The sequence below is a fragment of the Sphaerimonospora cavernae genome, assembly GCF_042435035.1.
GTDB classification, from domain to species: domain Bacteria; phylum Actinomycetota; class Actinomycetes; order Streptosporangiales; family Streptosporangiaceae; genus Sphaerimonospora; species Sphaerimonospora cavernae.
The window spans coordinates 523,342-547,186 of sequence record NZ_JBHMQT010000003.1 but is presented as its reverse complement, the minus strand read 5'-3'; the positions used below and the strand labels follow the sequence as shown (position 1 = coordinate 547,186).

At 69.4% G+C, this 23,845-nt stretch carries 25 protein-coding genes and 1 pseudogene; 13 read left to right on the top strand and 13 right to left on the bottom strand.

Annotation, left to right across the window (positions count from 1 at the left end; all coding sequences use genetic code 11):
* Nucleotides 1-93 precede the first annotated feature (93 nt).
* Nucleotides 94-1,323 carry a radical SAM family heme chaperone HemW gene (gene hemW, locus ACFHYQ_RS03080; RefSeq protein ID WP_394299488.1) on the top strand — a complete coding sequence of 410 codons (1,230 nt, stop codon included), beginning with the start codon at nt 94-96 and terminating at the stop codon, nt 1,321-1,323.
* Here hemW and ACFHYQ_RS03075 read toward each other — a convergent pair.
* Complete coding sequence (locus ACFHYQ_RS03075) at nt 1,314-2,135, bottom strand: DUF3097 domain-containing protein (protein ID WP_394299487.1); 822 nt, start codon at nt 2,133-2,135, stop codon at nt 1,314-1,316. The genes hemW and ACFHYQ_RS03075 overlap by 10 nt on opposite strands.
* 264 nt (nt 2,136-2,399) lie before the next feature.
* Between ACFHYQ_RS03075 and hrcA the strand changes: the two genes are divergently transcribed.
* Genes hrcA through ACFHYQ_RS03060 form a run of 3 tightly spaced genes read left to right on the top strand, consistent with a single transcriptional unit; the run spans nt 2,400 to nt 5,350 of the window.
* Nucleotides 2,400-3,413, top strand: a complete 1,014-nt coding sequence (hrcA, locus tag ACFHYQ_RS03070; RefSeq protein WP_394299486.1) for a heat-inducible transcriptional repressor HrcA — start codon at nt 2,400-2,402, stop codon at nt 3,411-3,413.
* Nucleotides 3,414-3,419: 6 nt separating this feature from the next.
* Nucleotides 3,420-4,553 (top strand): molecular chaperone DnaJ, encoded by a 1,134-nt coding sequence (gene dnaJ, locus ACFHYQ_RS03065; RefSeq protein ID WP_394299655.1) that lies wholly within the window; start codon nt 3,420-3,422, stop codon nt 4,551-4,553.
* 14 nt (nt 4,554-4,567) lie between these two features.
* Nucleotides 4,568-5,350 (top strand): 16S rRNA (uracil(1498)-N(3))-methyltransferase, encoded by a 783-nt coding sequence (locus ACFHYQ_RS03060; RefSeq protein ID WP_394299485.1) that lies wholly within the window; start codon nt 4,568-4,570, stop codon nt 5,348-5,350.
* 26 nt (nt 5,351-5,376) lie between these two features.
* Here the strand turns inward: ACFHYQ_RS03060 and ACFHYQ_RS03055 are convergent, their stop codons facing one another.
* Together ACFHYQ_RS03055 and ACFHYQ_RS03050 are read right to left on the bottom strand one after the other, a co-directional pair.
* Nucleotides 5,377-6,087 carry a hypothetical protein gene (locus ACFHYQ_RS03055; protein ID WP_394299484.1) on the bottom strand — a complete coding sequence of 237 codons (711 nt, stop codon included), beginning with the start codon at nt 6,085-6,087 and terminating at the stop codon, nt 5,377-5,379.
* Nucleotides 6,084-6,563, bottom strand: a complete 480-nt coding sequence (locus ACFHYQ_RS03050; protein ID WP_204011875.1) for a SigE family RNA polymerase sigma factor — start codon at nt 6,561-6,563, stop codon at nt 6,084-6,086. Before ACFHYQ_RS03050 ends, ACFHYQ_RS03055 begins: the two co-directional genes overlap by 4 nt.
* Nucleotides 6,564-6,807: 244 nt before the next feature.
* Here ACFHYQ_RS03050 and ACFHYQ_RS03045 point away from each other — a divergent pair, with 244 nt between their 5' ends.
* The 6 genes from ACFHYQ_RS03045 (at nt 6,808) to era (ending at nt 11,808) form a co-directional block, all read left to right on the top strand.
* Entirely contained in the window at nt 6,808-7,152 is a 345-nt protein-coding gene (locus ACFHYQ_RS03045) for an HIT domain-containing protein (protein ID WP_394299483.1), read from the top strand.
* Between the two features lie 255 nt (nt 7,153-7,407).
* Entirely contained in the window at nt 7,408-8,364 is a 957-nt protein-coding gene (locus ACFHYQ_RS03040; protein ID WP_394299654.1) for a PhoH family protein, read from the top strand.
* A 108-nt stretch (nt 8,365-8,472) separates the two neighbouring features.
* On the top strand, nt 8,473-8,943 hold the full coding sequence (ybeY, locus tag ACFHYQ_RS03035; RefSeq protein ID WP_394299653.1) for an rRNA maturation RNase YbeY: 471 nt from the start codon (nt 8,473-8,475) through the stop codon (nt 8,941-8,943).
* Entirely contained in the window at nt 8,916-10,238 is a 1,323-nt protein-coding gene (locus ACFHYQ_RS03030) for a hemolysin family protein (protein ID WP_394299482.1), read from the top strand. Before ybeY ends, ACFHYQ_RS03030 begins: the two co-directional genes overlap by 28 nt.
* 300 nt (nt 10,239-10,538) lie before the next feature.
* Nucleotides 10,539-10,874, top strand: coding sequence for a cytidine deaminase-like protein (locus tag ACFHYQ_RS03025; protein WP_394299481.1), 336 nt, complete (start codon nt 10,539-10,541; stop codon nt 10,872-10,874).
* 1 nt (nt 10,875) lies between these two features.
* Nucleotides 10,876-11,808 carry a GTPase Era gene (gene era, locus ACFHYQ_RS03020; protein WP_394299480.1) on the top strand — a complete coding sequence of 311 codons (933 nt, stop codon included), beginning with the start codon at nt 10,876-10,878 and terminating at the stop codon, nt 11,806-11,808.
* On the opposite strand, the gene ACFHYQ_RS03015 is transcribed toward era, so the two are convergent.
* From ACFHYQ_RS03015 to ACFHYQ_RS02980, 8 genes and pseudogenes are all read right to left on the bottom strand, one after another.
* On the bottom strand, nt 11,799-12,275 hold the full coding sequence (locus ACFHYQ_RS03015; RefSeq protein ID WP_394299479.1) for a hypothetical protein: 477 nt from the start codon (nt 12,273-12,275) through the stop codon (nt 11,799-11,801). The two genes, era and ACFHYQ_RS03015, sit on opposite strands and share 10 nt — an antisense overlap.
* A 2-nt stretch (nt 12,276-12,277) precedes the next feature.
* Nucleotides 12,278-13,117 (bottom strand): urease accessory protein UreD, encoded by an 840-nt coding sequence (locus ACFHYQ_RS03010; RefSeq protein WP_394299652.1) that lies wholly within the window; start codon nt 13,115-13,117, stop codon nt 12,278-12,280.
* 23 nt (nt 13,118-13,140) lie between these two features.
* On the bottom strand, nt 13,141-13,842 hold the full coding sequence (gene ureG, locus ACFHYQ_RS03005; protein WP_394299478.1) for an urease accessory protein UreG: 702 nt from the start codon (nt 13,840-13,842) through the stop codon (nt 13,141-13,143).
* A 22-nt stretch (nt 13,843-13,864) separates the two neighbouring features.
* Nucleotides 13,865-14,659: an urease accessory protein UreF gene (locus ACFHYQ_RS03000; protein ID WP_394299477.1), complete on the bottom strand. Its 795-nt coding sequence runs from the start codon at nt 14,657-14,659 to the stop codon at nt 13,865-13,867.
* Nucleotides 14,660-14,697: 38 nt separating this feature from the next.
* Nucleotides 14,698-16,419 (bottom strand): urease subunit alpha, encoded by a 1,722-nt coding sequence (locus ACFHYQ_RS02995; RefSeq protein WP_394299651.1) that lies wholly within the window; start codon nt 16,417-16,419, stop codon nt 14,698-14,700.
* A gap of 84 nt (nt 16,420-16,503) precedes the next feature.
* Nucleotides 16,504-16,890: pseudogene (locus tag ACFHYQ_RS02990) on the bottom strand (urease subunit beta); the annotation flags it as partial.
* Nucleotides 16,891-16,902: 12 nt separating this feature from the next.
* A complete protein-coding gene (locus tag ACFHYQ_RS02985) occupies nt 16,903-17,205 on the bottom strand; it encodes an urease subunit gamma (RefSeq protein ID WP_394299476.1) in 303 nt (100 codons plus the stop codon).
* A gap of 108 nt (nt 17,206-17,313) precedes the next feature.
* Entirely contained in the window at nt 17,314-17,559 is a 246-nt protein-coding gene (locus tag ACFHYQ_RS02980; RefSeq protein WP_394299475.1) for a DUF2630 family protein, read from the bottom strand.
* 225 nt (nt 17,560-17,784) lie between these two features.
* Between ACFHYQ_RS02980 and leuA the strand changes: the two genes are divergently transcribed.
* The 3 genes from leuA (at nt 17,785) to ACFHYQ_RS02965 (ending at nt 21,974) form a co-directional block, all read left to right on the top strand.
* Complete coding sequence (leuA, locus tag ACFHYQ_RS02975) at nt 17,785-19,518, top strand: 2-isopropylmalate synthase (RefSeq protein WP_394299474.1); 1,734 nt, start codon at nt 17,785-17,787, stop codon at nt 19,516-19,518.
* A gap of 329 nt (nt 19,519-19,847) precedes the next feature.
* A complete protein-coding gene (locus ACFHYQ_RS02970; RefSeq protein ID WP_394299473.1) occupies nt 19,848-21,083 on the top strand; it encodes an AAA family ATPase in 1,236 nt (411 codons plus the stop codon).
* A gap of 624 nt (nt 21,084-21,707) precedes the next feature.
* Nucleotides 21,708-21,974 (top strand): hypothetical protein, encoded by a 267-nt coding sequence (locus ACFHYQ_RS02965; RefSeq protein WP_394299472.1) that lies wholly within the window; start codon nt 21,708-21,710, stop codon nt 21,972-21,974.
* Nucleotides 21,975-22,006: 32 nt separating this feature from the next.
* On the opposite strand, the gene ACFHYQ_RS02960 is transcribed toward ACFHYQ_RS02965, so the two are convergent.
* Both ACFHYQ_RS02960 and ACFHYQ_RS02955 read right to left on the bottom strand, forming a co-directional pair.
* Nucleotides 22,007-22,924, bottom strand: a complete 918-nt coding sequence (locus ACFHYQ_RS02960; RefSeq protein WP_394299471.1) for a nucleotidyl transferase AbiEii/AbiGii toxin family protein — start codon at nt 22,922-22,924, stop codon at nt 22,007-22,009.
* A 17-nt stretch (nt 22,925-22,941) separates the two neighbouring features.
* Entirely contained in the window at nt 22,942-23,577 is a 636-nt protein-coding gene (locus tag ACFHYQ_RS02955) for a type IV toxin-antitoxin system AbiEi family antitoxin domain-containing protein (RefSeq protein WP_394299470.1), read from the bottom strand.
* Nucleotides 23,578-23,845 lie beyond the last annotated feature (268 nt).

Sequence of the window (23,845 nt, the reverse complement as noted above, 5' to 3'; positions counted from 1 at the left end):
TTATAAGAAACTTTCTTATAAATTGAGCAGGATCGTAGACCGCGGCCATCGGGGCGTCAATGGCATCGGTCATTGGGCGGCAGACTGGTAGGCGTGCCTTCCGTGCTTCCCGACGGCGACCCCGTCCCCGCCTCCGGTGCGCTGCCGCCCGGCGCGCTGGCCGGGCTGGGCTCCCGCCCGTTCGGCTTCTACGTGCACGTGCCGTTCTGCCTGACCCGCTGCGGCTACTGCGACTTCAACACCTACACGGCCGAGGAACTGGGCCCGGGCGCGTCGCGACGGGACTACGCGGACACGGTGGTCGCGGAGATACGGCTGGCCCGCCGGGTGCTGGGGGACGCCGCGCCACCCGTCGAGACCGTGTTCTTCGGCGGCGGCACGCCGACGCTGCTGCCGGCGGCCGATCTGGTACGGATCCTCCGTGCGATCGGCGAGGAGTTCGGCCTGGCCCCCGGCGCCGAGGTGACCACCGAGGCCAACCCCGAGTCCGTCGACCCGGCACAGCTGGAGACGTTGCGGAGCGGCGGCTTCACCCGGATGAGCTTCGGCATGCAGAGCGCCGCCGAGCACGTGCTGCGGGTGCTCGACCGCCGGCACACCCCCGGGCGGGCGGCCCAGGCCGTACGCGAGGCGCGCGAGGCCGGCTTCGAACACGTCAACCTCGACCTGATCTACGGCACGCCGGGGGAGAGCGACGACGACTGGCGGGCCTCCATGGACGCCGCCCTGGCCGCCCGCCCCGACCATGTCTCGGCGTACTCGCTCATCGTCGAGGACGGCACCCGGCTGGCCGCCCGCATCCGCCGCGGTGAGCTGCCGATGCCCGACGACGACGTGGCGGCCGACCGCTACCTCATCGCCGAGGAGAAGCTGTCGGCGGCCGGCCTGAACTGGTATGAGATCTCCAACTGGGCCGTGACGGACGAGGCGCGCTGCCGTCACAACCTGCTCTACTGGACCGGTGGCGACTGGTGGGGGGCCGGGCCGGGCGCGCACAGCCACGTCGGTGGGACCCGGTGGTGGAACGTCAAGCATCCGGCCGCCTACGCCGCCCGCCTCGCGTCGGGGTCCTCGCCGGCCCACGCCCGTGAGGTGCTCACCCCCGGCGATCAGGCCGTCGAGCGGCTGATGCTGGAGTTGCGCCTGTCGTGCGGCTTCCCACTGTCCGGCATCGTCCCCGGAGCGCGTACGGCGTGCGCCCGCGCGCTGGCCGATGGTCTGCTGGAGGTGGAGCCTTTCAAGCGCGGCCGGGCCGTGCTAACGCTGCGCGGCCGCCTCCTCGCCGACGCCCTGATCCGTGACCTCGCCCTCGCCTACGGCTGAGTGTCCGCGGTGGGGTGGGTGACGAAGTCGATCAGCTCTTCGACGCGGCCGAGGAGTTCGGGCTCCAGGTCGGTGTACGCGCCCACGCGTCCGAGGATGTGGCGCCACGCTTCCTGGGGGTCCATCCGCCAGCCCAGGGCCGTGATCACGCCCTCCTTCCAGGGGACGCCCCTTGGCACGTCCGGCCAGGCAGGGATGCCGAGCACGGCCGGCTTGACCGCCTGCCAGACGTCCACGTACGGATGGCCGACGACCAGCACATGGTCTCCCGACACCCGGGCGGCGATGCGGCTCTCCTTCGAACCGGGCACGAGGTGGTCGACGAGCACGCCCAGCCGCCGCTCCGGCCCGGGGGCGAACTCCGCGACGATGGCGGGCAGGTCGTCGACTCCCTCCAGGAACTCGACGGCCACGCCTTCAACCCGCAGGTCGTGTCCCCAGATCTTCTCCACCAGGGAGGCGTCGTGCACCCCCTCGACGTAGATCCGGCTCTCCCTGGCGACGCGGGCCCGCAGCCCTTCGACCGCGATGGACCCGGAGGCGCTCCGGCGGGGTCCCTTCGATGCGGCGGCCGGCCGTACCAGAGTGACGGGCCTGCCGTCGAGGAGGAACCCCGCGGGCGACAGCGGGAAGACCCGTCGCCGGCCGCACCGGTCCTCCAGGGTGACGGCCTCCTTGTCGCAGGCCACGACCGCGCCGCAGAACCGGCCCTCCGCGTCCTCGACCACGAGGTCGAGCTCGGCGGGGATCTCGGGGATCTGCCCGCGTCGGGGCCGCCGCCAGTCGCCGGAAAGCACGTCCCGCCCATACATGCCGGGAACGCTAGCAAACGCGGGAACACTCGCGTGCGAGGTGGCGAATCGCACCGCCCGGTGGGGGCGCTCCCTCGGGTAGTGGATTGTCGGAATGTGAGAAAAATATCCCTCGCGACACACTTGGGGCTGCTTGTCCACTGTGTCGCCAGCGTTATCGCACCACCGGTCGCGGGGGCCGTACACTTGGCACTCGGGAACACAGAGTGCCAGAGGCGGCGTTTCTCAGGCACAAGGGTTCCGCAGGCACAGGGAGGTGACACATTGCTCGACGACCGCAAGCTGGCGGTGCTGCGTGCCATCGTCGAGGACTACGTGTCCACCAATGAGCCGGTGGGCTCCAAGGCCCTCACGGACCGGCACAACCTCGGGGTCTCCCCGGCGACGATCCGTAACGACATGGCGGCGCTGGAGGAGCAGGGATACATCCGTCAGCCGCACACGAGCGCGGGAAGAGTGCCGACCGACAAGGGCTACCGGCTGTTCGTCGACCGACTCTCGTCGATCAAACCGCTGTCCGGGGCGGAGCGCAGGGCGATCGAGACGTTCCTCGCCGGAGCGGTGGACCTCGATGAGATCGTCATGCGCACGGTGCGCCTGCTCGCGCAGCTCACCCGGCAGGTGGCCGTGGTCCAGTACCCCTCGCTTACGAGGTCGTCGATCAGGCACGTGGAGATCGTGCCTCTGGCCGAGCGGCGGGTCATGCTCGTGCTGATCACGAACACCGGCCGCGTCGAGCAGCGGGTGATCGATCTCCCCGAGGAGGTCGCCGACGACCGGATCGGGAACCTGCGCGCGGTGCTCAACAGCTGCCTGGACGGCTGTGGCCTGTCCATGGTGCCGGAGACCGTCGCCGACCTCCCAGAGCGGCTGCCGCCCGAGGACCGGCAGGTGGCCGTCACGATCCTCTCCGTGCTCCTCGAAACGCTCGTGGAGAGGCACGAAGAGAAGATCGTGTTCGCCGGCGCCGCGAACCTCGCCGCCGCCGACTTCAGCGTGGGACTGCGCGACGTGCTGGAGGCGCTGGAGGAGCAGGTGGTCCTCATGCGGCTCCTCGGTGAGACCGCCGGAATTTCTGAACTCACCGTCCGGATCGGTTCGGAGAACCCCTACAGCGGGCTGCGGGGCACCTCTATCGTGGCCGCGGGGTACGGTTCGGGCGACAAGGAACTGGCCCGGCTCGGAGTGCTGGGCCCGACGCGAATGGACTATCCGGTGACGATGGGTGCGGTGCGCGCCGTTGCGCGCTACGTCGGCCAGATCCTGGCGGGGTCATAAGTGGCAGTGGCAAAGGACTATTACGAGATCCTCGGAGTCCGCCGCGACGCCGGCTCGGACGAGATCAAGAAGGCGTATCGGCGGCTCGCCCGCGAGCTGCATCCGGACGTCAATCCCGATCCCGAGACCCAGGAACGGTTCAAGGAGATCACTCAGGCGTACGAGGTGCTGTCCGACGCGAACAAGCGCCGCATGTACGACCTCGGCGCCGACCCGTTCGGTGGGGGCGCCGGCGCCGGTGCGGGCGGCTTCGGTGCGGGTTTCCCGTTCAGCGACATCATGGACGCGTTCTTCGGCTCGGCCGGCGCCTCCCGCGGGCCGCGCTCGCGGGCTCGGCGGGGACGAAACGCCACGATCCGGGTCGAGCTCGACCTGGCGGAGACGGCGTTCGGCACCACCCGGGAGATCGTGGTCGACACGGCGGTGCTGTGCGACGTCTGCCAGGGCTCGGGCGCCGCGTCTGGCACCCACCCCGACACCTGTGACATGTGCCACGGCCGCGGCGAGGTCTCCCAGGTGACCCGTTCGTTCCTCGGTCAGGTCATGACCTCCCGTCCGTGCCCGCAGTGCGGGGGCTACGGCAGCGTGATCCGCCACCCGTGCATGGAGTGCTCCGGCGAGGGCCGGGTGCGCACCCGCAGGACGCTCAAGGTGAGGATCCCGGCCGGCGTCGAGGACGGCACCCACATCCAGCTCGCAGGCGAGGGCGAGGTCGGCCCCGGCGGCGGGCCCCCCGGCGACCTCTTCCTGGAGATCGCCGAGCGTCCGCACCAGATCTTCGAGCGCCGGGGCGACGACCTGCACTGCACCGTGCACATTCCGATGACGGCCGCCGCCCTCGGCACCTCGCTCAGCATCGACACGCTGGACGGCGCGCATGAGATCGACGTACGGCCCGGCACCCAGGCGGGCCAGGTCATCCCCCTGTACGGCAAGGGCGTGCAGCGGCTGAACGAGACCGGCAGGGGCGACCTGCTGATCCACGTCAACGTCGAGACCCCGCTGAAGCTGGACGCGCAGCAGGAGGAACTGCTGCGGGAGTTGGCCAAGCTGCGGGGCGAGGAGCGGCCGCCGGGCAAGTTCTCCCCCGGCCAGCAGGGCTTCTTCTCCCGGCTACGCGACGCCTTCAACGGCCGCTGACGCGACGCGAGCGCATGAGCGTTCCCGTGTTCCTGACGGAGGCGGCCGGCCGTGCGACCGGTGACGCGACCGGCGGCGACCGCATCGTCCTCGACGGCCCAGAGGGACGGCACGCGGCCGCCGTCCGCAGGATGCGCCCCGGCGAGCGGATCGACCTGACCGACGGCGCGGGCCGGGTCGCCGAGTGCGTGGTGCTGGACGTGGGCAGGGACCGGCTGACCACCGAGGTGCTGCGCCGGTTCGAGGTCGAGCCGCCCCGGCCCCGTCTGGTCGTGATCCAGGGCCTGCCCAAGGGCGACCGGGGTGAGCTCGCGGTCGAGATGATGACCGAGGCGGGCGTGGACGTGATCGTGCCCTGGGCCGCCGCCCGCTGCGTGACCCAGTGGAAGGGCGATCGCGCGGCCAAGGCTCTCGGCCGCTGGCGCGGCACGGCCCGCGAGGCCGCCAAGCAGTCCCGCCGGTTCCACCTGCCCGTGGTGACCGACCAGGCCACCACTGCCCGGGTCGCCGAACTGATCGCCTCGTCCGCGCTGGCGGTCGTGCTGCACGAGGAGGCCGCCGAACCCCTCAGTGGTCTCGCCATGCCCGCCGACCTCGGCGACGGCCACGATCCGCGGGACGATCCGCGGGACATCGTCGTCGTGGTCGGCCCCGAGGGCGGCATCGCCGACGAGGAGATCGCCGCGTTCCGCGCGGCTGGAGCCGTACCCGCCCTGCTCGGGCCCACGGTGCTGCGCACATCGACGGCCGGGATCGCCGCGGCCGCCGTGCTGCTGACCCGCTGCGGCCGCTGGTAGGCGGCCTCGCCCAGCCGTACGACCGGCTAGGGAGTCGGAGTGTCGCTGGGAGAGGGGGTGGGAGCGGGGACCGGGGTGGGAGCCGGGCTGTGCGGCCGCGGGGTCGGCCGCTGCGGCGGTGGCGACGGGCTGGGCGACGCCCCGGGCGCGGTCGTGACCGTCGGCACCGGCACGGGCGGTTGCGCCGTCGGCTCCGGCGGGCAGGATGACGCGACCAAGGGCGCGACCCCGTGATCCGGTTCGACCACCGCCGGCCCGTCCGGGTCGGGAGCCGGCGTGGTGGAGGGGCACGGATCCGGCTTGGACGGCGAGGGCCTGGCGCTCGGGCCGGTCCGGTGCGGAGTCGGCGTGGGCGTCGGGGTAGGACTCGGCGGCTGGGCGCGCGTGCCGCCGATCGAGGGGACGACGATGACGGCGGGGGGCGGCGAGGCCGGCGGGCGCGTGATGGACGAGGTGTCACGTTCCCCGTCGTCCCCGCTCGTCGTCTGGGAGAGGCCGGTGATCTCGACCACCTGGGTGCGGAGGTCGGGAACGAGCATCACGGCCGCGCTCGCCACCAGGGCGGCGCCGGCGAGGGACGCGCCGATCCGCCACCAGAACAGGTTGCGCAGGCCGCGCCGTGCGATCCGGCCGCGAATGATCTCGAGTCCTTCGGGAGACGGTACGACCGAGTCCGCCTCCGCGCGCAGGGCACGGCGGAGCAGTTCGCCGTGCTCGTCGTCGGGCGGGAAGGTCATGAGAACTGCTCCAGTGCCATCCGTAGTGAGGCCATGCCACGGGCCGTGTGACTTTTCACCGCGCCCTTGCTGATGCCCATCGCGTGTGCGATCTCAGCCTCCGACAGGTCACCGTAGTAGCGCAGCACCAGCGCCTCGCGCTGCCGGGCCGGCAGTTTGCGAAGCGCCTCGATGACCGCCGAACGTTCCAGTTCGCCGATCGCGCCGTTCTCCGCACTGGGTGCGTCGGGAAGGCCCTTCGGGGCGTACTTCTCGACGACCGCGCGATGACGCAGCACCGAACGAGAGCGGTTGACGACCGACTGGCGCAGGTAGGCGAGTGCCTTGTCGGTGTCTCTCAGCCGGCGCCACGCCCCGTGAATGGCGACGAACGCGTCCTGGACGACCTCTTCGGCGCTGGCCACATCGCGCACCAGCAGCACCGCGAGGCGTACCAGCGACCGATAGTGGGCGCTGTAGAGCGCCGTAACGGCCATGTCTGCGTCCCAGCCGACGGGCGCCGCTCTCAGCGACCTGTCGACCACGAGGGTCTCGGTGGTCACGTCGATATGACGCTCGTCGTTCCCGGGGGGTTTACGTTCTTCCGACTCTTTAGGGGGCATGGCCCAGCGATGTCCTCGGCCGACGCTAGGGATTTTCTCTTGTACAGTCTCGCACACCTCAGATTATCCGGCCGGATCATCAGCGTCATCACGGATCGACAACGGCTAATGTTGCCTTGTGACCGACTGCCTGTTCTGCAAGATCGTGGCCAAGCAGGTGCCCGCTGACATCGTCATGGAGGTCGGCCGCGCACTGGCGTTCCGTGACATCAACCCGCAGGCGCCCACCCACGTCCTCGTCGTGCCGAAGTCCCATTACGAGAACGCGGCCGCACTGGCCGCGGCCGACGACGGCCTCGCCGATGACCTGCTCAAGGCATGTCATGCGGTGGCGGTACAGGAGGGTGTGGCGGACGCGGGGTACCGGGTGGTGTTCAACACCGGGCACGGCGCCGGTCAGACGGTCTTCCACGTCCACGCGCACGTGCTGGGCGGCCGCGACCTCACCTGGCCGCCTGGCTGAGCCGCCGGCGCCACGGCTGGGGGCGCTAGCATGAAAAGGAACTAAGGAGTGTCCTGAGGATCTTTGCCGTAGCGACCGCGGTAGGCAAGAAGATCTACGGGACACGACCAGGGAGGCGAGCAGGCCGTAGGGCCGCCCATGACCGAGTCACAGCAAACCCGGACGTCATCGCAAACGCAGACGTCACAAGAGACCCAGGCGTCACAGCAGGTCAACAAGACCCAGGCCAAGGTGGTCATTCCCGAGGGGCAGTCGATGGTCAGCCTCCTCGGTTCGCGTGACGAGCTGCTACGGGTCATCGAGAAGTCCTTCAAAGCGGACATTCACGTGCGTGGCAACGAGATCACGATCACGGGCAATCCCGAGGAGAGCGGTGTCGTCGTCCGCCTGTTCGAGGAGCTTGTCGAACTGGTCGGCTCGGGCGCCGAACTGACCGCCGACGCCGTGGAACGCAGCATCGCCATGGTGCGGATGGCGACCGATCGCCCCGCCGAGGTGCTGTCCCTGGACATCCTCTCCGCGCGCGGCCGGACGATCCGCCCCAAGACCGTCAACCAGAAGCGGTACGTCGACGCGATCGACAAGCACACGATCGTCTTCGGCATCGGCCCCGCCGGGACCGGCAAGACGTACCTCGCGATGGCCAAGGCCGTGAAGGCACTGCAGAACAAGCGGGTCAACCGGATCATTCTGACCCGGCCCGCAGTCGAGGCCGGCGAGCGACTGGGTTTCCTGCCCGGCACCCTCTACGAGAAGATCGATCCGTACCTGCGGCCGCTTTACGACGCGCTGCACGACATGATCGATCCCGAGTCGATCCCGCGGTTGATGTCCGCCGGCACGATCGAGGTCGCGCCGCTGGCGTACATGCGCGGGCGCACGCTCAACGACGCGTTCATCATCCTCGACGAGGCGCAGAACACCTCGCCCGAGCAGATGAAGATGTTCCTGACCCGGCTGGGCTTCAACTCGAAGATCGTCGTCACCGGTGACGTGACCCAGATCGACCTCCCGGGCGGCCAGGAGAGCGGACTGAAGGTCGTCCAGAACATCCTCGAGGGCATCGAGGACATCCACTTCAGCAGGCTCACCAGCGCCGACGTGGTCCGGCACCGGCTGGTCAGCGACATCGTCGACGCCTACGGCCGCTACGACGCCGCCCTGGCCGCCGAGCCGCAGGCCATATCCAAGCGGCCCCGAGGCAGACGGTGACACGAGGCAGACGGTGACACGAGACAGACGGTGGGCGGAGAAACAGTGAGCGAGGGCACGGTGAGCGCGGGGGCCGAGGACACGAACATGCCGGACGAGGAGATCGGTTTGAGCATCGAGGTGGCCAACGAGTCGGGCGTGGAGGTCGACGAGTCCGCGCTCGTGAAGCTGGCCGGTCACGCGCTCAACCGGATGGGCGTCAATCCGCTCGCCGAGCTGTCGATCCTGGTGGTCGACGAGGCGGCGATGGCCGAGCTGCACGAGCGGTGGATGGGCGAGCCGGGCCCGACCGACGTGCTCGCCTTCCCGATGGACGAGCTGCGGCCGGACTCCGGCCGGGACGAGGACTCCTCTCCGGACCCGGCGCTGCTCGGCGACGTCGTGCTCTGCCCGCAGGTCGCCGCCCGACAGGCGGCGGAGGCCGGGCACACCGCGCAGGAGGAGCTTGAGCTGCTGTGCACGCATGGCATCCTCCACCTGCTCGGCTACGACCACGCGGAGCCCGAGGAGCACGCCGAGATGTTCGGCCTGCAGGATGAGCTGCTCGGATCGTGGCGGGAGGTGCGGCGGAAGCCGTGAACAACGGCTGGCTGCTGTCTGCCGTCATCCTGATCGTGATCGGCGGCCTGCTGGCGAGTGCCGAGACCGCGCTGACCCGCATCTCCCGGGTGCGGGCCGAGGAGTTCCTCAAGGAGGGGCGGCGCGGGGCGCGGCGGCTGCGCGCGATCCTCGCGGATCCGCCACGCTACCTGAACCTGGTGCTGCTGCTCCGGCTGAGCTGTGAGCTGGTCGCCACCGTGATCGCCACTCTGCTGTTCATCGACTGGCTCGGCGACCGGGGGCAGGCCTACGCGGCGGCCGCCGTCGTCATGATCATTGTGAGTTATGTGATCGTCGGCGTGTCGCCGCGCACGCTCGGCCGGCAGCACGCCGAACCGGTCGCGCTGGCGAGCGCGCCCGTCGTGTACGGCCTGACCAGGATCTTCGGCCCGCTGCCCAAACTGCTGATCCTGCTGGGCAACGCGCTCACGCCGGGCCGGGGATTCCGTGAAGGCCCGTTCACCTCCGAGGCCGAGCTGCGGGACCTGGTCGACCTGGCCGAGGAGCGCCGCGTGATCGAACCCGACGAGCGGGAGATGATCCACTCGGTGTTCGAGCTGGGCGACACCCTGGTCCGCGAGGTCATGGTCCCGCGTACGGACATGGTCTTCATCGAGCGGGGCAAGACGTTGAGCCAGGCGCTCTCACTGGCACTGCGCAGCGGCTTCTCCCGCATCCCGGTGGTTGGCGAGAACGAGGACGACGTGATCGGCATCGCCTACCTCAAGGACATCGTGCGCCGCATGCAGGACACCGGCGACTCCGGCGCACGGGTGGACGGGCTGATGCGCCCGGCGACCTACGTCCCGGAGAGCAAGCCGATCGACGAGCTGCTGCGCGAGATGCAGGCCCGGCAGACCCACCTCGCCATCGTCATCGACGAGTACGGAGGCACCGCCGGGCTCGTCACCATCGAGGACGTGATCGAGGAGATCGTCGGGGAGATCACCGACGAGTACGACCAGGAGATCCCTCCGGTCGAGTGGCTCGACGACGGCGCGGTGCGGGTCACCGCCCGCCTGCCGGTCGACGAGTTGGCCGAGCTGTTCGGCACCGAGATCGAGGCCGAGGACGTCGACACCGTCGGCGGGCTGCTCGCCCATGCGCTGGGCCGGGTGCCGATCGCCGGTTCCCAGGCCGTGGTCGGCGGGCTGCGGCTCACCGCGGAGAACCTGGCGGGCCGCCGCAACCGGATCAGCACTGTCGTCGTACGCCGCGTGCCGCCACCCGACAGCGGCGACGAGATCGTCGCCGCCACCGCCGAACGCGACTGACAGCCACGGCACAGTGCGAGAGGCGGGCAGCGTAAGCGGCGCACTGCAAGCGGCTTTTAAGCGATTTGCAAGCGACGCGGGGCATAGTGACATCAGGTGGCCCGGGAGGGAACGGGGCATCTGGTGAGGGAGCCGGAACGCCGGGAGGGGTTCACGACGATCCGGACCCTCGTGGGGGGATCTGTACAAGTAAGGGGCTCTCGTCCGCACCAGACGAGAGCCCCTTACCTGTGCGGTCCGGCGTTCTCGCGGCTCCATGCGCTCAGGCGGCCCGGTCCCGGGGATCGGTACGCTTGACTCGTGACAGAGACGCTGGACCCCGAGGACAACAAGATCATTACGCTGGCGAGGTCGGTCCGTGCCCGCAACGGTTCACCCGAGGGGGCCGCCGTTCGGGACGAGACGGGACGGACCTACGCCGCGGCCGGGGTCGCACTGCCGTCGCTCACGCTGTCGGCGATCCAGGTCGCGGCCGCCATGGCGGTGTCCAGCGGTGCGAAATCCCTGGAGGCGGCCGCGCTGGTGACCGACGCCGACGACCCGGCCGCGGCCGACCTCGCCGTAGTCAAGGACCTGGGCAACGGCACGCTGTTCCTCGCCGCTCCGGACGGTTCCCTGAAGGGCCGGTACATCTGACATGAACACGGACCTCCACGCCGGCTTCGGCGCCGGCGCGGACTTCCACGCGGGGTTCGCCTGCTTCGTGGGCAGGCCGAACGTCGGCAAGTCCACGCTCATGAACGCCCTGGTCGGCACCAAGGTGGCGATCACCTCGTCGAAGCCGCAGACGACGCGCCGGGCGATCCGCGGCATCGTGCACCGGCCCGACGCGCAACTCGTGATCGTGGACACGCCGGGTTTCCACCGTCCGCGTACGCTGCTCGGCGAGCGGCTGGACAGCCTCGTGCTGTCCACGCTCACCGAGGTCGACGTGATCGGCTTCTGCGTGCCGGCCAACGAGCCCGTCGGCAAGGGCGACCGGTTCATCGTCGACAAGCTGGCCGCGGTGAAGAAGACCCCGGTCATCGCGGTCGTCACCAAGTGCGACCTCGCCACCCCCGAGCAGATCGCCGGCCAGCTCCTGGCGGTGTCGGCACTGGCCGAGTTCGAGGAGATCATTCCGGTCTCGGCGGCCAACGGCGAACGGCTCGGCGTGCTCGCCGACCAGCTCATCGCGCGGCTGCCCGAGTCTCCGCCGCTGTACGCCGGAGGGGAGCTGACCGACGAGCCCGAGCAGGTCCTGGTCGCCGAGCTGATCAGGGAGGCCGCGCTGGAGGGCGTACGCGACGAGTTGCCGCACTCGATCGCGGTAGTGGTGGAGGAGATGACCCCGCGCGAGGGCCGCGACGACCTCCTCGACGTCTACGCGTTCATGTACGTCGAGCGGCCGTCACAGAAGGCCATCGTCATCGGTCCCGGGGGAGCCAGGCTGAAGGATGTCGGCACTCGTGCCCGTCAGCAGATCGAGGCGCTGCTGGGTACCCGCGTCTACCTCGACCTCCGCGTCAAGGTCGCCAAGGAGTGGCAGCGCGACCCCAAGCAACTGCGCCGCCTCGGCTTCTACGACTGACGGAGGAAGGCGGTGGCGGCGAGGGCGGCCACGACGATGGAGGTCAGCAGGGCGGCGAACCAGCCGTACTGGATCGCCGGGTGCACGTCGAGCAGCCCGGGGATGCGGAAGTCGAGCCGGTCGGCCAGCTCCCGGGGGTCGGTGAGGAACATCGCGAGCGCGAAGGCCGCCACCGCGCCGGGCAGGATCGCGAACCCCGCGTACAGCCGGTCGCGCCGCAGGCCGAGTAGCCCGAGCAGCATCGCGGCGATCCCCGCCCCCATGACGAACCATCCCGCCCCGTAGTCGACCCCGCGGACCGAGTGGGTGAGCTCCGCGTCGAGGAGGGCGGTCTTCGCGGTCACCCCCGCCCAGGGCAGCAGCGCGGTGACGGCCATCGCCAGACCGGTCACGGTCACACCGGCGGCCGGCAGACCGCCGGTGTGGGGACGCGGGGTTCCGTCCGGCGGGGGAGTGAGTTCGGCCACGGTCACCAGGCTACGATCCTTCCGGCCGCTATCCGTTCGGCGGCCTCCTCGCCACGGGTCAGGCGGGCCCTGAGCTCGACCGCGTCGGGGGCGAGCGCCGAGACGAGCACACCGGGTCCGGCCAGGGGCAGCGCCGCCCAGCCGTCCCCGCTCGCCTGCACGGTAGCCGCCGGCGGGTCGTTCCCGATCGCCGGTACGGCCCGGGCCGAGCAGCGGGGACTTGCGACCAGGCTGGATCCCACGCAGCGGGCGTGGCCGTAGACGGCGGGGCTGCCCTCGACCGAGGGCCTGCCGACGACCAGGTCCTGGCGGAGCAGCGGCCGGTCGGCGACCGTGACGTCGAACCGGCTGTGGCCGCGCCCGGGCCGCTCCCCGTGCCGTCCGAAGATGATCTCCTCCCGCCAGAACACCTCGGCGTCGGCCGCGAGCGAGAGCCGTACGGCGAGGCGGTGGGCGCATCCGGCGGCGAGCACGGTCGGCTCGGGGGAGAAGCGCAGCGAGGCGCCCGCGCCCACCCGTGCGCTGACGGTCATCATCGAGTCGGCCGGACCGGGCAGGACCAGCATGGCGGCGACCGACCGGATCTCCAGCGCGGTGCCGGGAGCGATGTCGACGTCGAGCGTGAGGTGATCGCCGCCCAGGGGGCCCGCCCCCGATCCCACCAGGTGGACCCGGGCGGGTCCGGTCCGCCGCAGCGTGAGCGGCGGATCGGACAGCAGGGTTTCCAGCCGGGTCGTGCCGCCGGGACCGGCCGCCGTCCTGATCACCGCGCGGGCGGTGATCGCGCCGGCGCCGGTCGCGCTCATCGCGGCCCCAGCGGTCGGAGGGGCCGTCCCCGTCATGCCGCTCACGGTGGTCATGGTGGTCAGGCCGTTTCCGACGCGGTCCGGGTCCGGTCTGCCACGTGTCGCTCACGCGGCCGGTCCTCCAGGAGGCCGATGACCCATTCGGCGACCTCACGGGCGCCCGTGTCCCGCCTGATCGAGGTGAACTGGACCGGCCTGCCGTGTCGTACGGCCCGCGCGTCGCGTGACATCACGGTCAGGTCGGCGCCGACCAGCGAGGCCAGGTCGGTCTTGTTGATCACCAGGAGGTCGGCGGTGGTGACCCCGGGACCGCCCTTGCGGGGCACCTTGTCGCCCCCCGCCACGTCGAGGACGAAGATCTGCCGATCCGCCAGTCCACGGCTGAAGGTGGCGGTCAGGTTGTCGCCGCCGCTTTCGATGATCACAAGATCGAGGGGTCCGAAGCGCTTTTCGAGCGTCTCCACCGCGTCGAGGTTGGCCGCGATGTCGTCGCGGATCGCGGTGTGCGGGCAGCAACCGGTCTGGACCGCGACGATCCGTTCCGGGTCGAGGACGCCCGCGCGACGCAGGAAGTCCGCGTCCTCGGTCGTGTAGATGTCGTTGGTCACCACGCCCAGGCGATGGGCCAGGCCGAGGCTGTGGCACAGGGCCGCGACGAGGGCGGTCTTGCCGCCGCCGACCGGGCCGCCGATGCCGAGCCGCAGCGCGCGCCCGTGCGGCAGCGCGTGATCGTCGTGCGGATCCTCGTGGTTGACACTCATGCCGACATGCCTTTCTGGAGCTTCAGGAGACGAAAAGTCGCAGCGGATCGCGCCGGTGGCCCTCGGCGAGCAGGTCGAGGGCCGGGGCGGCGTGCGCAGGAAGACCCGGCCACCCGGCGGAACGGGCCCCGCCGAGCGACGCGCAGGCGGCGTGAGCCGTACCGTCGAGCTCGGGGGCCAGCGCCGCGAGCAGGCCGTGTACGGCGACCGGATCCAGGCCGAGGAGCCGGACGGCCGCCGTCGCCGGTGCGGCCACCGAGCCGTGGGCGGCCGCCAGCGCGGCCTGCCGAGGCTCGCAACCGGCCACGGCCGCGGTGGCGCCGAGCACGACGGGATGATGCGCCCCGTCGGGTACGGCTCGCGCGAGCGTGTCGAGCACGGCCGAGGGCCATATCCGGCGGGCCGTACGGATGAGGAGCCGGCCCTGGGTCCGGGCGTTCTCCCGCAGCGCGGGTGAGGCCGTACGGGCGTCCGCCTCGGTGTCGAGCCGCTGCCACAGCCGGCAGACGTCATCGGCCCCTTCGTCTTCCATGTCCTCTTCGATGTCCTCTTCGACGTCCTCTTCGACGTCCTCTTCCATGTACTCCGCGTCCGCGAGGGCGGTGCCCAGCTCGCAGGCGGCGGCGGCCAGGGCCGCGGCGACGAGACCGGCGGTCGCGAGCCGGCCACGGAGAAATCCGGCCAGGTCGTCCCTGTCGGTGATCGTGCCCAGCCGGATCGCCTCCTCCACGCCGCCCGAGTGGGCGTGACCGCCGGCGGGGAGCCGGGAATCGGCCAGCAGGAGCAGCGCCGCCTCGCCGGCTGATCTTGGCCGCATGTCGCCCCTTCCTCCGCTTCCGGCCTCGCCTTTCCCGCTCAGAAGAGGAAATAGCGCTGTGCCATCGGCAACTCTCCGGCGGGCGCGGGTTCGATCACCTCTCCATCGATCCGTACGGTGAACGTGTCCGGGTCCACCTCGATGGCGGGCAGCGCGTCGTTGAGCGGCATCGAGTCCTTGCGGCGGTCGCGCACCCCGGTCACGGGGACCAGGCGCCGGCGGACGGCGAGCCGCTCGGCCAGACCGTCCTCGATGGCAGCGGGCGCGACGAAGTGCAGCGACGTGGCCGCGGCCGTGACCGGGGAGGCGCCGAACATCGGCCGGGACAGCACCGGCTGAGGGGTGGGGATGGAGGCGTTGGCGTCGCCCATCTCCGCGTAGGCGATCATCCCGCCCTTGATCACGAGCTCGGGCTTCACCCCGAAGAACGCCGGGTGCCACAGCACCAGGTCGGCCAGCTTGCCAGCCTCGACCGAACCGATCTCGGCGTCGAGACCGTGCGCGATAGCCGGATTGATCGTATATTTCGCGACATAGCGGCGGGCGCGCAGGTTGTCGGCGGGGAAGGCGCCGCCGGTTTCGCCGGGGAGCGCCCCGCGGCGGCGTTTCATCACATGGGCGGTCTGCCACGTGCGAATGATCGTCTCGCCGATCCGTCCCATTGCCTGCGAGTCGGAGCCGATCATCGAGATCGCCCCGATGTCGTGCAGGACGTCCTCGGCCGCCATCGTCGCCGGCCGGATCCGGGACTCGGCGAAGGCCAGATCCTCCGGGATCGCCGGGTTGAGGTGATGGCAGACCATGAGCATGTCGAGGGCCTCATGGTGGGTGTTGACCGTATGCGGGCGGGTCGGGTTGGTGGACGACGGCAGCACGTTCGGACGCGAGGCGATCTTGATGATGTCGGGGGCGTGCCCGCCTCCCGCGCCCTCGGTGTGGTACGTGTGGATCACCCGGCCGCCGATGGCCTGAAGCGTCGACTCCACGAATCCCGCCTCGTTCAGCGTGTCGGTGTGGATCGCCGCCTGCACCCCGGTCGCGTCGCACACCTTGAGGCAGGCGTCGATCGCGGCGGGGGTGCAGCCCCAGTCCTCGTGGAGCTTGAAGCCGGAGGCTCCGGCCCTGAGCTGCTCCAGCAGGCCCTCCTCACTCACCGTGTTGCCCTTGCCGAGCAGCGCCACGTTGACGGGATAGGGGTCGAGCGCCTCCAGCATGCGGGGGAGATATCCGGTGCCGGTGACCGTGGTGGCCTTCGTGCTCTCGGCCGGTCCGATCCCACCGCCGATGATCGTGGTCACCCCGGCGGCCAGCGCCACGTCGAGAAGCTGGGGGCAGATCAGGTGGACGTGACAGTCGACCGCGCCCGCCGTGAGGATCCTCCCGTTGCCCGCGACGATCTCCGTGGCCGGGCCGATCACCAGCTCGGGGTGGATCCCGTCCATGGTGTCCGGATTGCCCGCCTTGCCGATCGCGCTGATCCGGCCGTCGCGTACGCCGATGTCGGCCTTGACGACGCCCCAGTGGTCGAGGATCACCGCGCCGGTGATGACGAGGTCGGGGGCGCCGTCGGCCCGGGTCGCGCGGGACTGGCCCATCGACTCACGGATCACTTTGCCGCCGCCGAACACCGCCTCGTCGCCCGATCCCGCCGGCCCTCTGGACAGGTCGTCGGTCACCTCGACGAACAGATCCGTGTCGGCGAGCCGGATCCGGTCACCGGTGGTCGGACCGTACACGGCGATGTAAAGGGGCCGGTCGATGCCGCGGCGCGCCGGGCGCTCGCCCACCGCCGGGCCCGGGCCCAATGCCGGAGGCGTGCCCAGCGGGGACGGGTCCAGCGGGCCGGCCCACTCGGGCCGCAGTCCGGGTACGACGCGCCGTCCGACGATCGGCACCAGCGGCACGTCGCGTTCGACACCCGGTTCGAACCTGATCGAGGTGCCGGCCGGGATGTCGAGGTGCGTCCCCCAGGCGGCGGCGCGGTCGAACTCCAGAGCCGGGTTGGCGGCCGCGAAATGATAGTGCGAGCCCACCTGCACCGGACGATCACCGGTGTTGACCACCCGCAGTGTCAGGTGCTCCCTGCCCGGGTTCAGCGGTACGGGCGCCTCGCCGTACACGATCTCCCCGGGAACGGCGGGGACCTCGCCACCCGGGCCACCCGAGCCGTCTGGGCCGGCTGGGCCGTCTGGGCCGGCCGGGCCGGCCGCGTTCGTGTCGCGCTCGGTCATCGATCGGCTCTCTCAGGAGATCGGGTCGTGGATGGTGACGAGCTTGGTGCCGTCGGGAAAGGTGGCCTCGACCTGGACGGAGTCCAGCATCTCGGGCACGCCGTCCATGACGTCCGTACGGCTCAGCACGGCGCGGCCCGCGTCCATCAGTTCACCGACGCTCCGGCCGTCACGCGCACCCTCGATCACGAACGACGCGATCACCGCGATGGCCTCGGGATGGTTGAGGCGAAGGCCGCGCTCCCGCCGGGCGCGGGCAACGTCCGCGGCGACGTGGATGAGCAGGCGTTCCCGTTCGTGTGGAGTCAGCCGCATGGCGGGACGGTAAGCACCTCATGTTTCACAATTGTTACAACATCGTTTCGCGGGGGTGTCACAGAAGTGATTTTAGGGCCTGTTGTGCCGATTGAGGGCTGCAGCTCGCTACTGTCCGTAGTCCTCGATCTCGCTCACCGGGCGCGGGGAGGCGTGATCGGGGTCCTCGCCCGCGTCGCGGCGGGCCCGCCGCTGCCGCACCAGGTCCCAGCAGCGGTCGAGCGCCTGCTCGATGCATCGCATTTCCTCGGCTCCTTCCTCCGGGCTGATCTCCCCGGCCGTCAGCCGTTCGCGCAGCCGGTGCTCTTCGCCGATGAGCCGGCTGATCTCCCAGAGAATCTGGTGGTCCCTCATACGCCCCCTCCTCCCGGGCTGTCGATTGCCGGGCTTCTGCTACCCTTCATGCCATGCTGCGCGGGCTCCTTCTTATCCGCCGCGGCGAGGGCCTGTAACAGGCCGGCTCCCTCGCCGCGGAGGCGAGTCATGCGCGTCGGCCGCTGGTCTTCTTCCACCGGCGACCTTTCTCTCGAGTCCTCGGTCTCCCGATCCCTCGTGTCGCCGGTCTGCCCGACGAGGAGCATGATGAACGCGAATTCGCAGCAGCAACCCAGCCCGATGCCGTTCCACCGATATACGCCGTTCGAGCCGGTACGGCTGACGGACCGCACCTGGCCGAACCAGGTGATCACCAAGGCGCCGCGCTGGTGCGCGGTCGACCTGCGCGACGGCAACCAGGCCCTGATCGACCCGATGGACTCCCACCGCAAGCTCAAGATGTTCGAGCTGCTGGTCCAGATGGGCTACAAGGAGATCGAGGTCGGCTTCCCGGCCGCCTCGCAGACCGACTACGACTTCGTACGTCAGATCATCGAAGAGGACCGCATCCCCGAGGGCGTGGCCATCCAGGTGCTGACCCAGGCCAGGCCGGAGCTGATCGAGCGGACCTTCGAGTCGCTGCGCGGCGCCAGGCAGGCCATCGTCCACCTGTACAACTCGACCTCCACGCTGCAGCGCCGGGTCGTGTTCGGCCTGGACAAGGAAGGCATCACCGCCATCGCCGTCGAGGGCGCCAAGCTGTGCAAGAAGCTGGCGGCCCAGATGGACGGCACCGAGATCTTCTTCCAGTACTCGCCCGAGTCGTTCACCGGCACCGAGCTCGAGTACGCCGTGGAGGTGTGCAACGCCGTCAACGACGTCTGGCAGCCGACCCCCGACCGCAAGGTCATCGTCAACCTGCCGGCGACCGTCGAGATGGCCACCCCGAACGTGTACGCCGACCAGATCGAGTGGATGAGCCGCAACCTCGCGTACCGGGACTCGATCGTGCTGTCACTGCACCCGCACAACGACCGCGGCACGGCGGTGGCCGCCGCCGAGCTGGGCTACCTGGCCGGCGCCGACCGCATCGAGGGCTGCCTGTTCGGCAACGGCGAGCGCACCGGCAACGTCTGCCTGGTCACCCTGGGCATGAACCTGTTCTCCCAGGGCATCGACCCGGAGATCGACTTCTCGCACATGGATGAGATCCGCCGGGTCGTGGAGTACTGCAACCAGCTGCCGGTCCACCCCCGCCACCCGTGGGGCGGCGAACTGGTCTACACGGCCTTCTCCGGTTCGCACCAGGACGCGATCAAGAAGGGCCTCGAGCACCTGGAGCGCGACGCCGCGGCCGCCGGCGTGCCGGTGGACGAGTTCGCGTGGGCCGTGCCGTACCTGCCGATCGACCCCAAGGACATCGGCCGGACCTACGAGGCCGTGATCCGGGTCAACAGCCAGTCGGGCAAGGGCGGCGCCGCCTACATCATGAAGGCCGACCACAGCCTCGACCTGCCGCGCCGCCTGCAGATCGAGTTCTCCCGGGTCGTCCAGGGCCACACCGACACCGAGGGCGGCGAGGTCACCCCGGCCGAGATGTGGGAGCTGTTCACCGACGAGTACCTGCCCAACCCCGCCAAGCCGTGGGGCCGGGTCGGGCTGCTGGCCCACCGGCACACCTCGACCGTGGACGACAAGGACGTCATCAACGCCGATGTACGGTTCGACGGCGAGGTCAGGGAGGTCGAGGGCGTCGGAAACGGCCCCATCTCCGCCTTCTGTGACGCGCTCGCGGTGCTGGGCGTCACGGTCCGGGTGCTGGACTACACCGGGCACGCGATGAGCGCGGGCACCGACGCCAAGGCGGCCTCCTACGTTGAGTGCGAGGTGGCCGGTCCGGACGGCGCCCAGGTCCTGTGGGGCGTCGGCATCGACGCCAACACCACCACCGCCTCGCTCAAGGCCATCATCTCCGCCGTCAACCGCGCCACCCGCTGACCTCCCCCCAACCAACCCGGCCGTGATCTTGCAGTTGCTCGCAGAAAGGCGGCATGACCTGCCCCGATCCGGTTCGTGATCTTGCAGAAACTCGCACGTACGGCCGTTGACCTGCCCAAAAGGCTTTCGTGATCTTGCAGTAGGGGCGGCACCCGAGCGACCCCCGGGTGCCGCCCCTTCTGCGTTCACTGCTGTCGTCTTCCCCGTACGGCCCCAGCACTGCCATATGCGATCAGGAGGACGATGGGATTTGAAGCCTGATTCAGTGGGTTTTCCTCGCAGGACGCCATAAGATTCGGTCAGACACCTCACCTGTCCGGGAGGATCGCATGTTGGTGGGTTTCCGAGCCGCGAACGTCCTCTCGTTCCGGGGAGAGCTTGAGCTGTCCCTGCTTGCTCCGGAGGGCGGAGACCGAACCGCACGGACAATCAACGGACTGCGGGTCTCTCCCGTTGCGGCCATCTTCGGCGCGAACGCCTCGGGGAAGACCAACGTCCTCGCAGCCATGCGCTGGATGCGTCACGCGGTGCTCGACTCCGTCGCCGACTGGGCGCGTGCCAAGGGAGTGCCGAGGCAGCCGTTTGCGCTGGATCGTGAGGCGGCGCAGGAAGCCTCCCTGTTCGAGGTCGACGTCGTCATCGAGAGCAACCGCTACGTCTACGGGTTTGAAGTGTCCGATGTCCGGGTGGAGACGGAATGGCTGCATGTCTATCCCCGAGGTAGCCGACGTCGACAGGTCTGGTTCGACCGGGATGCGGAGCGAGCTGATGAGTACCGGTTCCCCAGTGACCGGCTCAAGGGGCCGAAAAGGCCGTTGATCGAATACACCAGGCCGAACGCGCTGTTCCTCACAGCCGCCGGCTCGCTGCGTGTCAGGCAACTGGAGCCGCTGTTCAACTGGTTCAACGACAATCTCTGGCTGCTCGGGCCGGATGACGATCAGCGCCAACGTGACGCCTACATCAGGCGTGAGCTGCTGAAACCCGATTTCCGCAGGCGTGTCGAAGGCTTGCTGGCGGTGGCGGATCTCGGCGTGACAGGGGTCGAGGCGGAGGATCGGGGCGACGAGTTGCCGGAGATCTCTCTCGTCCACCTGGGCAAGGACGGCCCGCTGCCTTTGGATCTCCGTCATCAGGAGTCCTTCGGGACGCTCACCTGGCTGGCTTTTCTCGGCCCGCTGCTCAAGGCGCTCGACGACGGTGCCGTTCTGCTGGTCGACGAGCTGGATTCCAGCTTGCATCCGCTGCTCGTCGCCGAGATCGTCCGGCTGTTCGAGGACGCCGTCGCCAACCCGCAGGGCGCACAACTGGTGTTCACCGGGCACGATGTGACCTTGCTCAGCAAGGCTCATCTTGAACGTCCCCTCGACCGGGATCAGATCTGGATCACCGAGAAGAGACGCACAGGCGAGTCCGAGTTGTATCCGCTGACGGATGTCGGAGTGCGCCTGGACGAAAGCATGGAACGGGGATACCTCAGAGGCCGGTATGGCGGTATCCCGCGGATCGGCCTCAGAGGTGTCGCTGTGGAGGTCGAGCAGCATTCAGCCGGAGCCGAGGCATGAGCCCGGTCAGGAGAAGAGGGGCCCCGAAGCAGGGCGACTTCAAAGTCGCATGATCGCGCGCCGGGTCGGGTGTCTCCGCCGGTCATGGACGCGTCGTCGTTGGTGGAGCTGCGGAGGGCCGCATCTTTGATCACGTCGTGATTGCGGGTGGGTCGCCGCTATGTCTCAGCACGCCACCGGATGCGGTGGCCGAACAGTTCTCCCAAGCGGGAACCGGACCCACGACCGATTGGACAGCAAGACGGGTTCCCCGAAGATCGGTGATCCGCCCACGCGGGCTCCCGCAGGAAGCCAAGTGATCAACAATTAATCGACCATGACGTTGTTGTCGCGAAACCCGCGGTTTTCCAGCAACAACGTCTTGATCGATGGCGAGGCCGCACCTCCCGAGGACGTGCTTATCTGTGCGGTCGGAGCGACTGCACCCGTCGCCAGGACGGCCGCGGGCAGAGAAGGGTAACGGTCGGTTCCCCCATTGACCATGTGCAAGATGGACCCTCACATCTGGGAGGCGCGACGTTTACCGGTAGCCTTTTCATCGGGAGAGCACCCTCGGCCAGTGGCTTTTCGGCCGGCCTCAACACGGCGAGGGAGTCCGGCTGGCCAACATCTATGCATTCGGCGATGGGCCTGGTGGAGAAGGCGGAGACCGTGGCCCGGATGTTGCGGCGGCTGGGGCGGGCGATCGCCGCCGAGCTGACCGCGATCGAGAGCCAGGAGCGCCGGGCGGACGAGGACCGGCGGCTACGCTGGACCGCGGCCATGGCCATCGGCTTCGTCTCCACGGTCGCCGTGCCACTCGGGCTGATCCGCGCGTTCCTCGGCGTCAACGCACGCGAGGTAGATCCCGGCCGGTCTGTACGCACAACAGCGCCGGGCCATACGCCGTGACGGCCGATTTGAATCCCCGGAGGGAGCCGGAATCACAGCGGAGAGATCGGGCTCCAACTCAGCGCTACCGGGTCCCAGGTTCCAGAGGTGACCTGTCCGGATAGAACGGGGTCGACCAGTGCCTTGGCCACGACCAGTGCCTCGGAGAGCGATCGTTCCGCGATCCAGGGAAGGTCGGCGACCACGCCGGCGTATCCGGCTGTCCACATCGCTTCTTCAGGCGCTTCGAGTTCGGCCCGGTGAAGCAGCTTGCGTCGGTGTTTCTCCGAGGTGAACGCGATGCTGAGTGCATCCGCCTGTAGCGATCGCGATCTGGCGATGAGAACCAGGTCGACAAGGTCGCGAAACCGAGTGCTCGGCCTGCCATTGTGCTGTTTCAGCATTGCCATGACCTTGTCGGAGACGGTGTCGACCAGTGGATAGAGCCGGTACGAGGGCCGGACCAGTCCCGGGATGTCGAGTGCGAGAATCGGCGGGGACACCTCTGGCTCGCCCGTGACGACAGCGCCGGTGACCAGATCGACTCCGAATCTCTCGAAGCGACGGGGACCCAGCCAGGCTTCCACACCCACCCGGATGCCCTCGACTCCCTGTATGAGGGACCGCGGGCGGTCGAAGCGGAAGGTGAAGAAATCCCCCAGTTCGGTCTCAGTAACTTTGCACAGTGCTGCGAATCCCGCCTCCGGCGAATCGGCAATGGCCATAACGTCGACATCGGCGGAGTGACGGGCCACGGAGAGGCGGGCCAGCAGGGCCACGCCACCCTTGAGAATCCAGCCGTTCTCATCGCTCGTGAAGAGGCGAGCGAGTAACCGGTCGTACGCGAACTGGCGACGACGTTGACTGGTCGAGTACGGCGAATCGCCAGAGGTCCTCTTGAAGCGATCCATGATGGCGGCGCCGAAAGCGTGGGGAGTGGCGTAGGGGAAGGTCTCGCCGGTGGGCTGCATGTGAATGCCGCTCGTCCTTATCGATGGGTCAGGTGCTCCAGGAACTCCTGACCGGTCGCGTCGGGCAGTCCGTAGGCCGTGGCATAGGGCGCCAGGGCCGTAGCGAGATCGTCGGGCTGAGCCAGATCCCGCTCCAGCATGTCCGCCACGACGAGGCCCAGATGGCCGCCGTCGAATCGGCTTGATGCCAGGTCGATCACTGTCCGACGTGGCGTGGTCACGAGGAGTCCGTCGAGCCATTCGACATCATCGCCGGCGAGTCGCGCACGGTGAATGGCCACATCCTGTCGCCGGGTTCGGAAACGACGCGGTGGCGGGATGATGAATTCCCACCGCAGGGGATCGAGAAGTCCTACGTCGTATACAAAAGCTGCACTGCTGTGCGAGACGACACCGTGAGTGCTTCCTCGCTCGTCCGCCTGAAGGTCCGGGGCGAGTTGGAGCCAGGCGGCACGCAGCTCCTCAAGACTGGGACGGGGAGCGCCCGCCACCCGGTAGACGCCGTGGGCCACATGCTCGAGGGCCCCGGCCTGGACCAGGCGGCTCAGATCGCGTCGGTGAGCGCCGTGGTTTTCCGCCTGTCGGGTCGTCACCAAGCCGTGTTGCGCCTCCGCAAGGGGCGACAGCCTACTGAGCGCACTACCGAGACCCATGGCACGATTGTCTCATTACTGAGACAGTCGTGCCAGGCCGCCGCCTCGTGCAAGTGTGGTCATCCCGATGACTTCGACGGTATGGGGCACCTGCGATCAACGATGGCGGCAGCGAAGCCCCCCGTCAGATGATCAACGAGATCGACCAGGTGAGCGGGGTGTGTTCACGGGAGACTTTGGTCTCACAGCGTTTCTCTGCCGGAGTGCGCACCCAAGGAAACCGCCTGACTGTTCCTGTCGACGCTCCAGTCGAGCAACCTGGAGGTGG

Coding starts and splice junctions, on each gene's coding strand:
- ACFHYQ_RS03075 (WP_394299487.1), bottom strand. CDS start 2,135: ATGTATGGGCGGGACGTGCTTTCCGGCGACTGGCGGCGGCCCCGACGC.
- ACFHYQ_RS03060 (WP_394299485.1), top strand. CDS start 4,568: ATGAGCGTTCCCGTGTTCCTGACGGAGGCGGCCGGCCGTGCGACCGGT.
- ACFHYQ_RS03055 (WP_394299484.1), bottom strand. CDS start 6,087: ATGACCTTCCCGCCCGACGACGAGCACGGCGAACTGCTCCGCCGTGCC.
- ACFHYQ_RS03050 (WP_204011875.1), bottom strand. CDS start 6,563: ATGGCCGTTACGGCGCTCTACAGCGCCCACTATCGGTCGCTGGTACGC.
- ACFHYQ_RS03040 (WP_394299654.1), top strand. CDS start 7,408: ATGGTCAGCCTCCTCGGTTCGCGTGACGAGCTGCTACGGGTCATCGAG.
- era (WP_394299480.1), top strand. CDS start 10,876: ATGAACACGGACCTCCACGCCGGCTTCGGCGCCGGCGCGGACTTCCAC.
- ACFHYQ_RS03010 (WP_394299652.1), bottom strand. CDS start 13,117: ATGACGGGGACGGCCCCTCCGACCGCTGGGGCCGCGATGAGCGCGACC.
- ureG (WP_394299478.1), bottom strand. CDS start 13,842: ATGAGTGTCAACCACGAGGATCCGCACGACGATCACGCGCTGCCGCAC.
- ACFHYQ_RS03000 (WP_394299477.1), bottom strand. CDS start 14,659: ATGCGGCCAAGATCAGCCGGCGAGGCGGCGCTGCTCCTGCTGGCCGAT.
- ACFHYQ_RS02985 (WP_394299476.1), bottom strand. CDS start 17,205: ATGCGGCTGACTCCACACGAACGGGAACGCCTGCTCATCCACGTCGCC.
- ACFHYQ_RS02980 (WP_394299475.1), bottom strand. CDS start 17,559: ATGAGGGACCACCAGATTCTCTGGGAGATCAGCCGGCTCATCGGCGAA.
- leuA (WP_394299474.1), top strand. CDS start 17,785: ATGATGAACGCGAATTCGCAGCAGCAACCCAGCCCGATGCCGTTCCAC.
- ACFHYQ_RS02970 (WP_394299473.1), top strand. CDS start 19,848: ATGTTGGTGGGTTTCCGAGCCGCGAACGTCCTCTCGTTCCGGGGAGAG.
- ACFHYQ_RS02965 (WP_394299472.1), top strand. CDS start 21,708: ATGGGCCTGGTGGAGAAGGCGGAGACCGTGGCCCGGATGTTGCGGCGG.
- ACFHYQ_RS02960 (WP_394299471.1), bottom strand. CDS start 22,924: ATGCAGCCCACCGGCGAGACCTTCCCCTACGCCACTCCCCACGCTTTC.
- ACFHYQ_RS02955 (WP_394299470.1), bottom strand. CDS start 23,577: ATGGGTCTCGGTAGTGCGCTCAGTAGGCTGTCGCCCCTTGCGGAGGCG.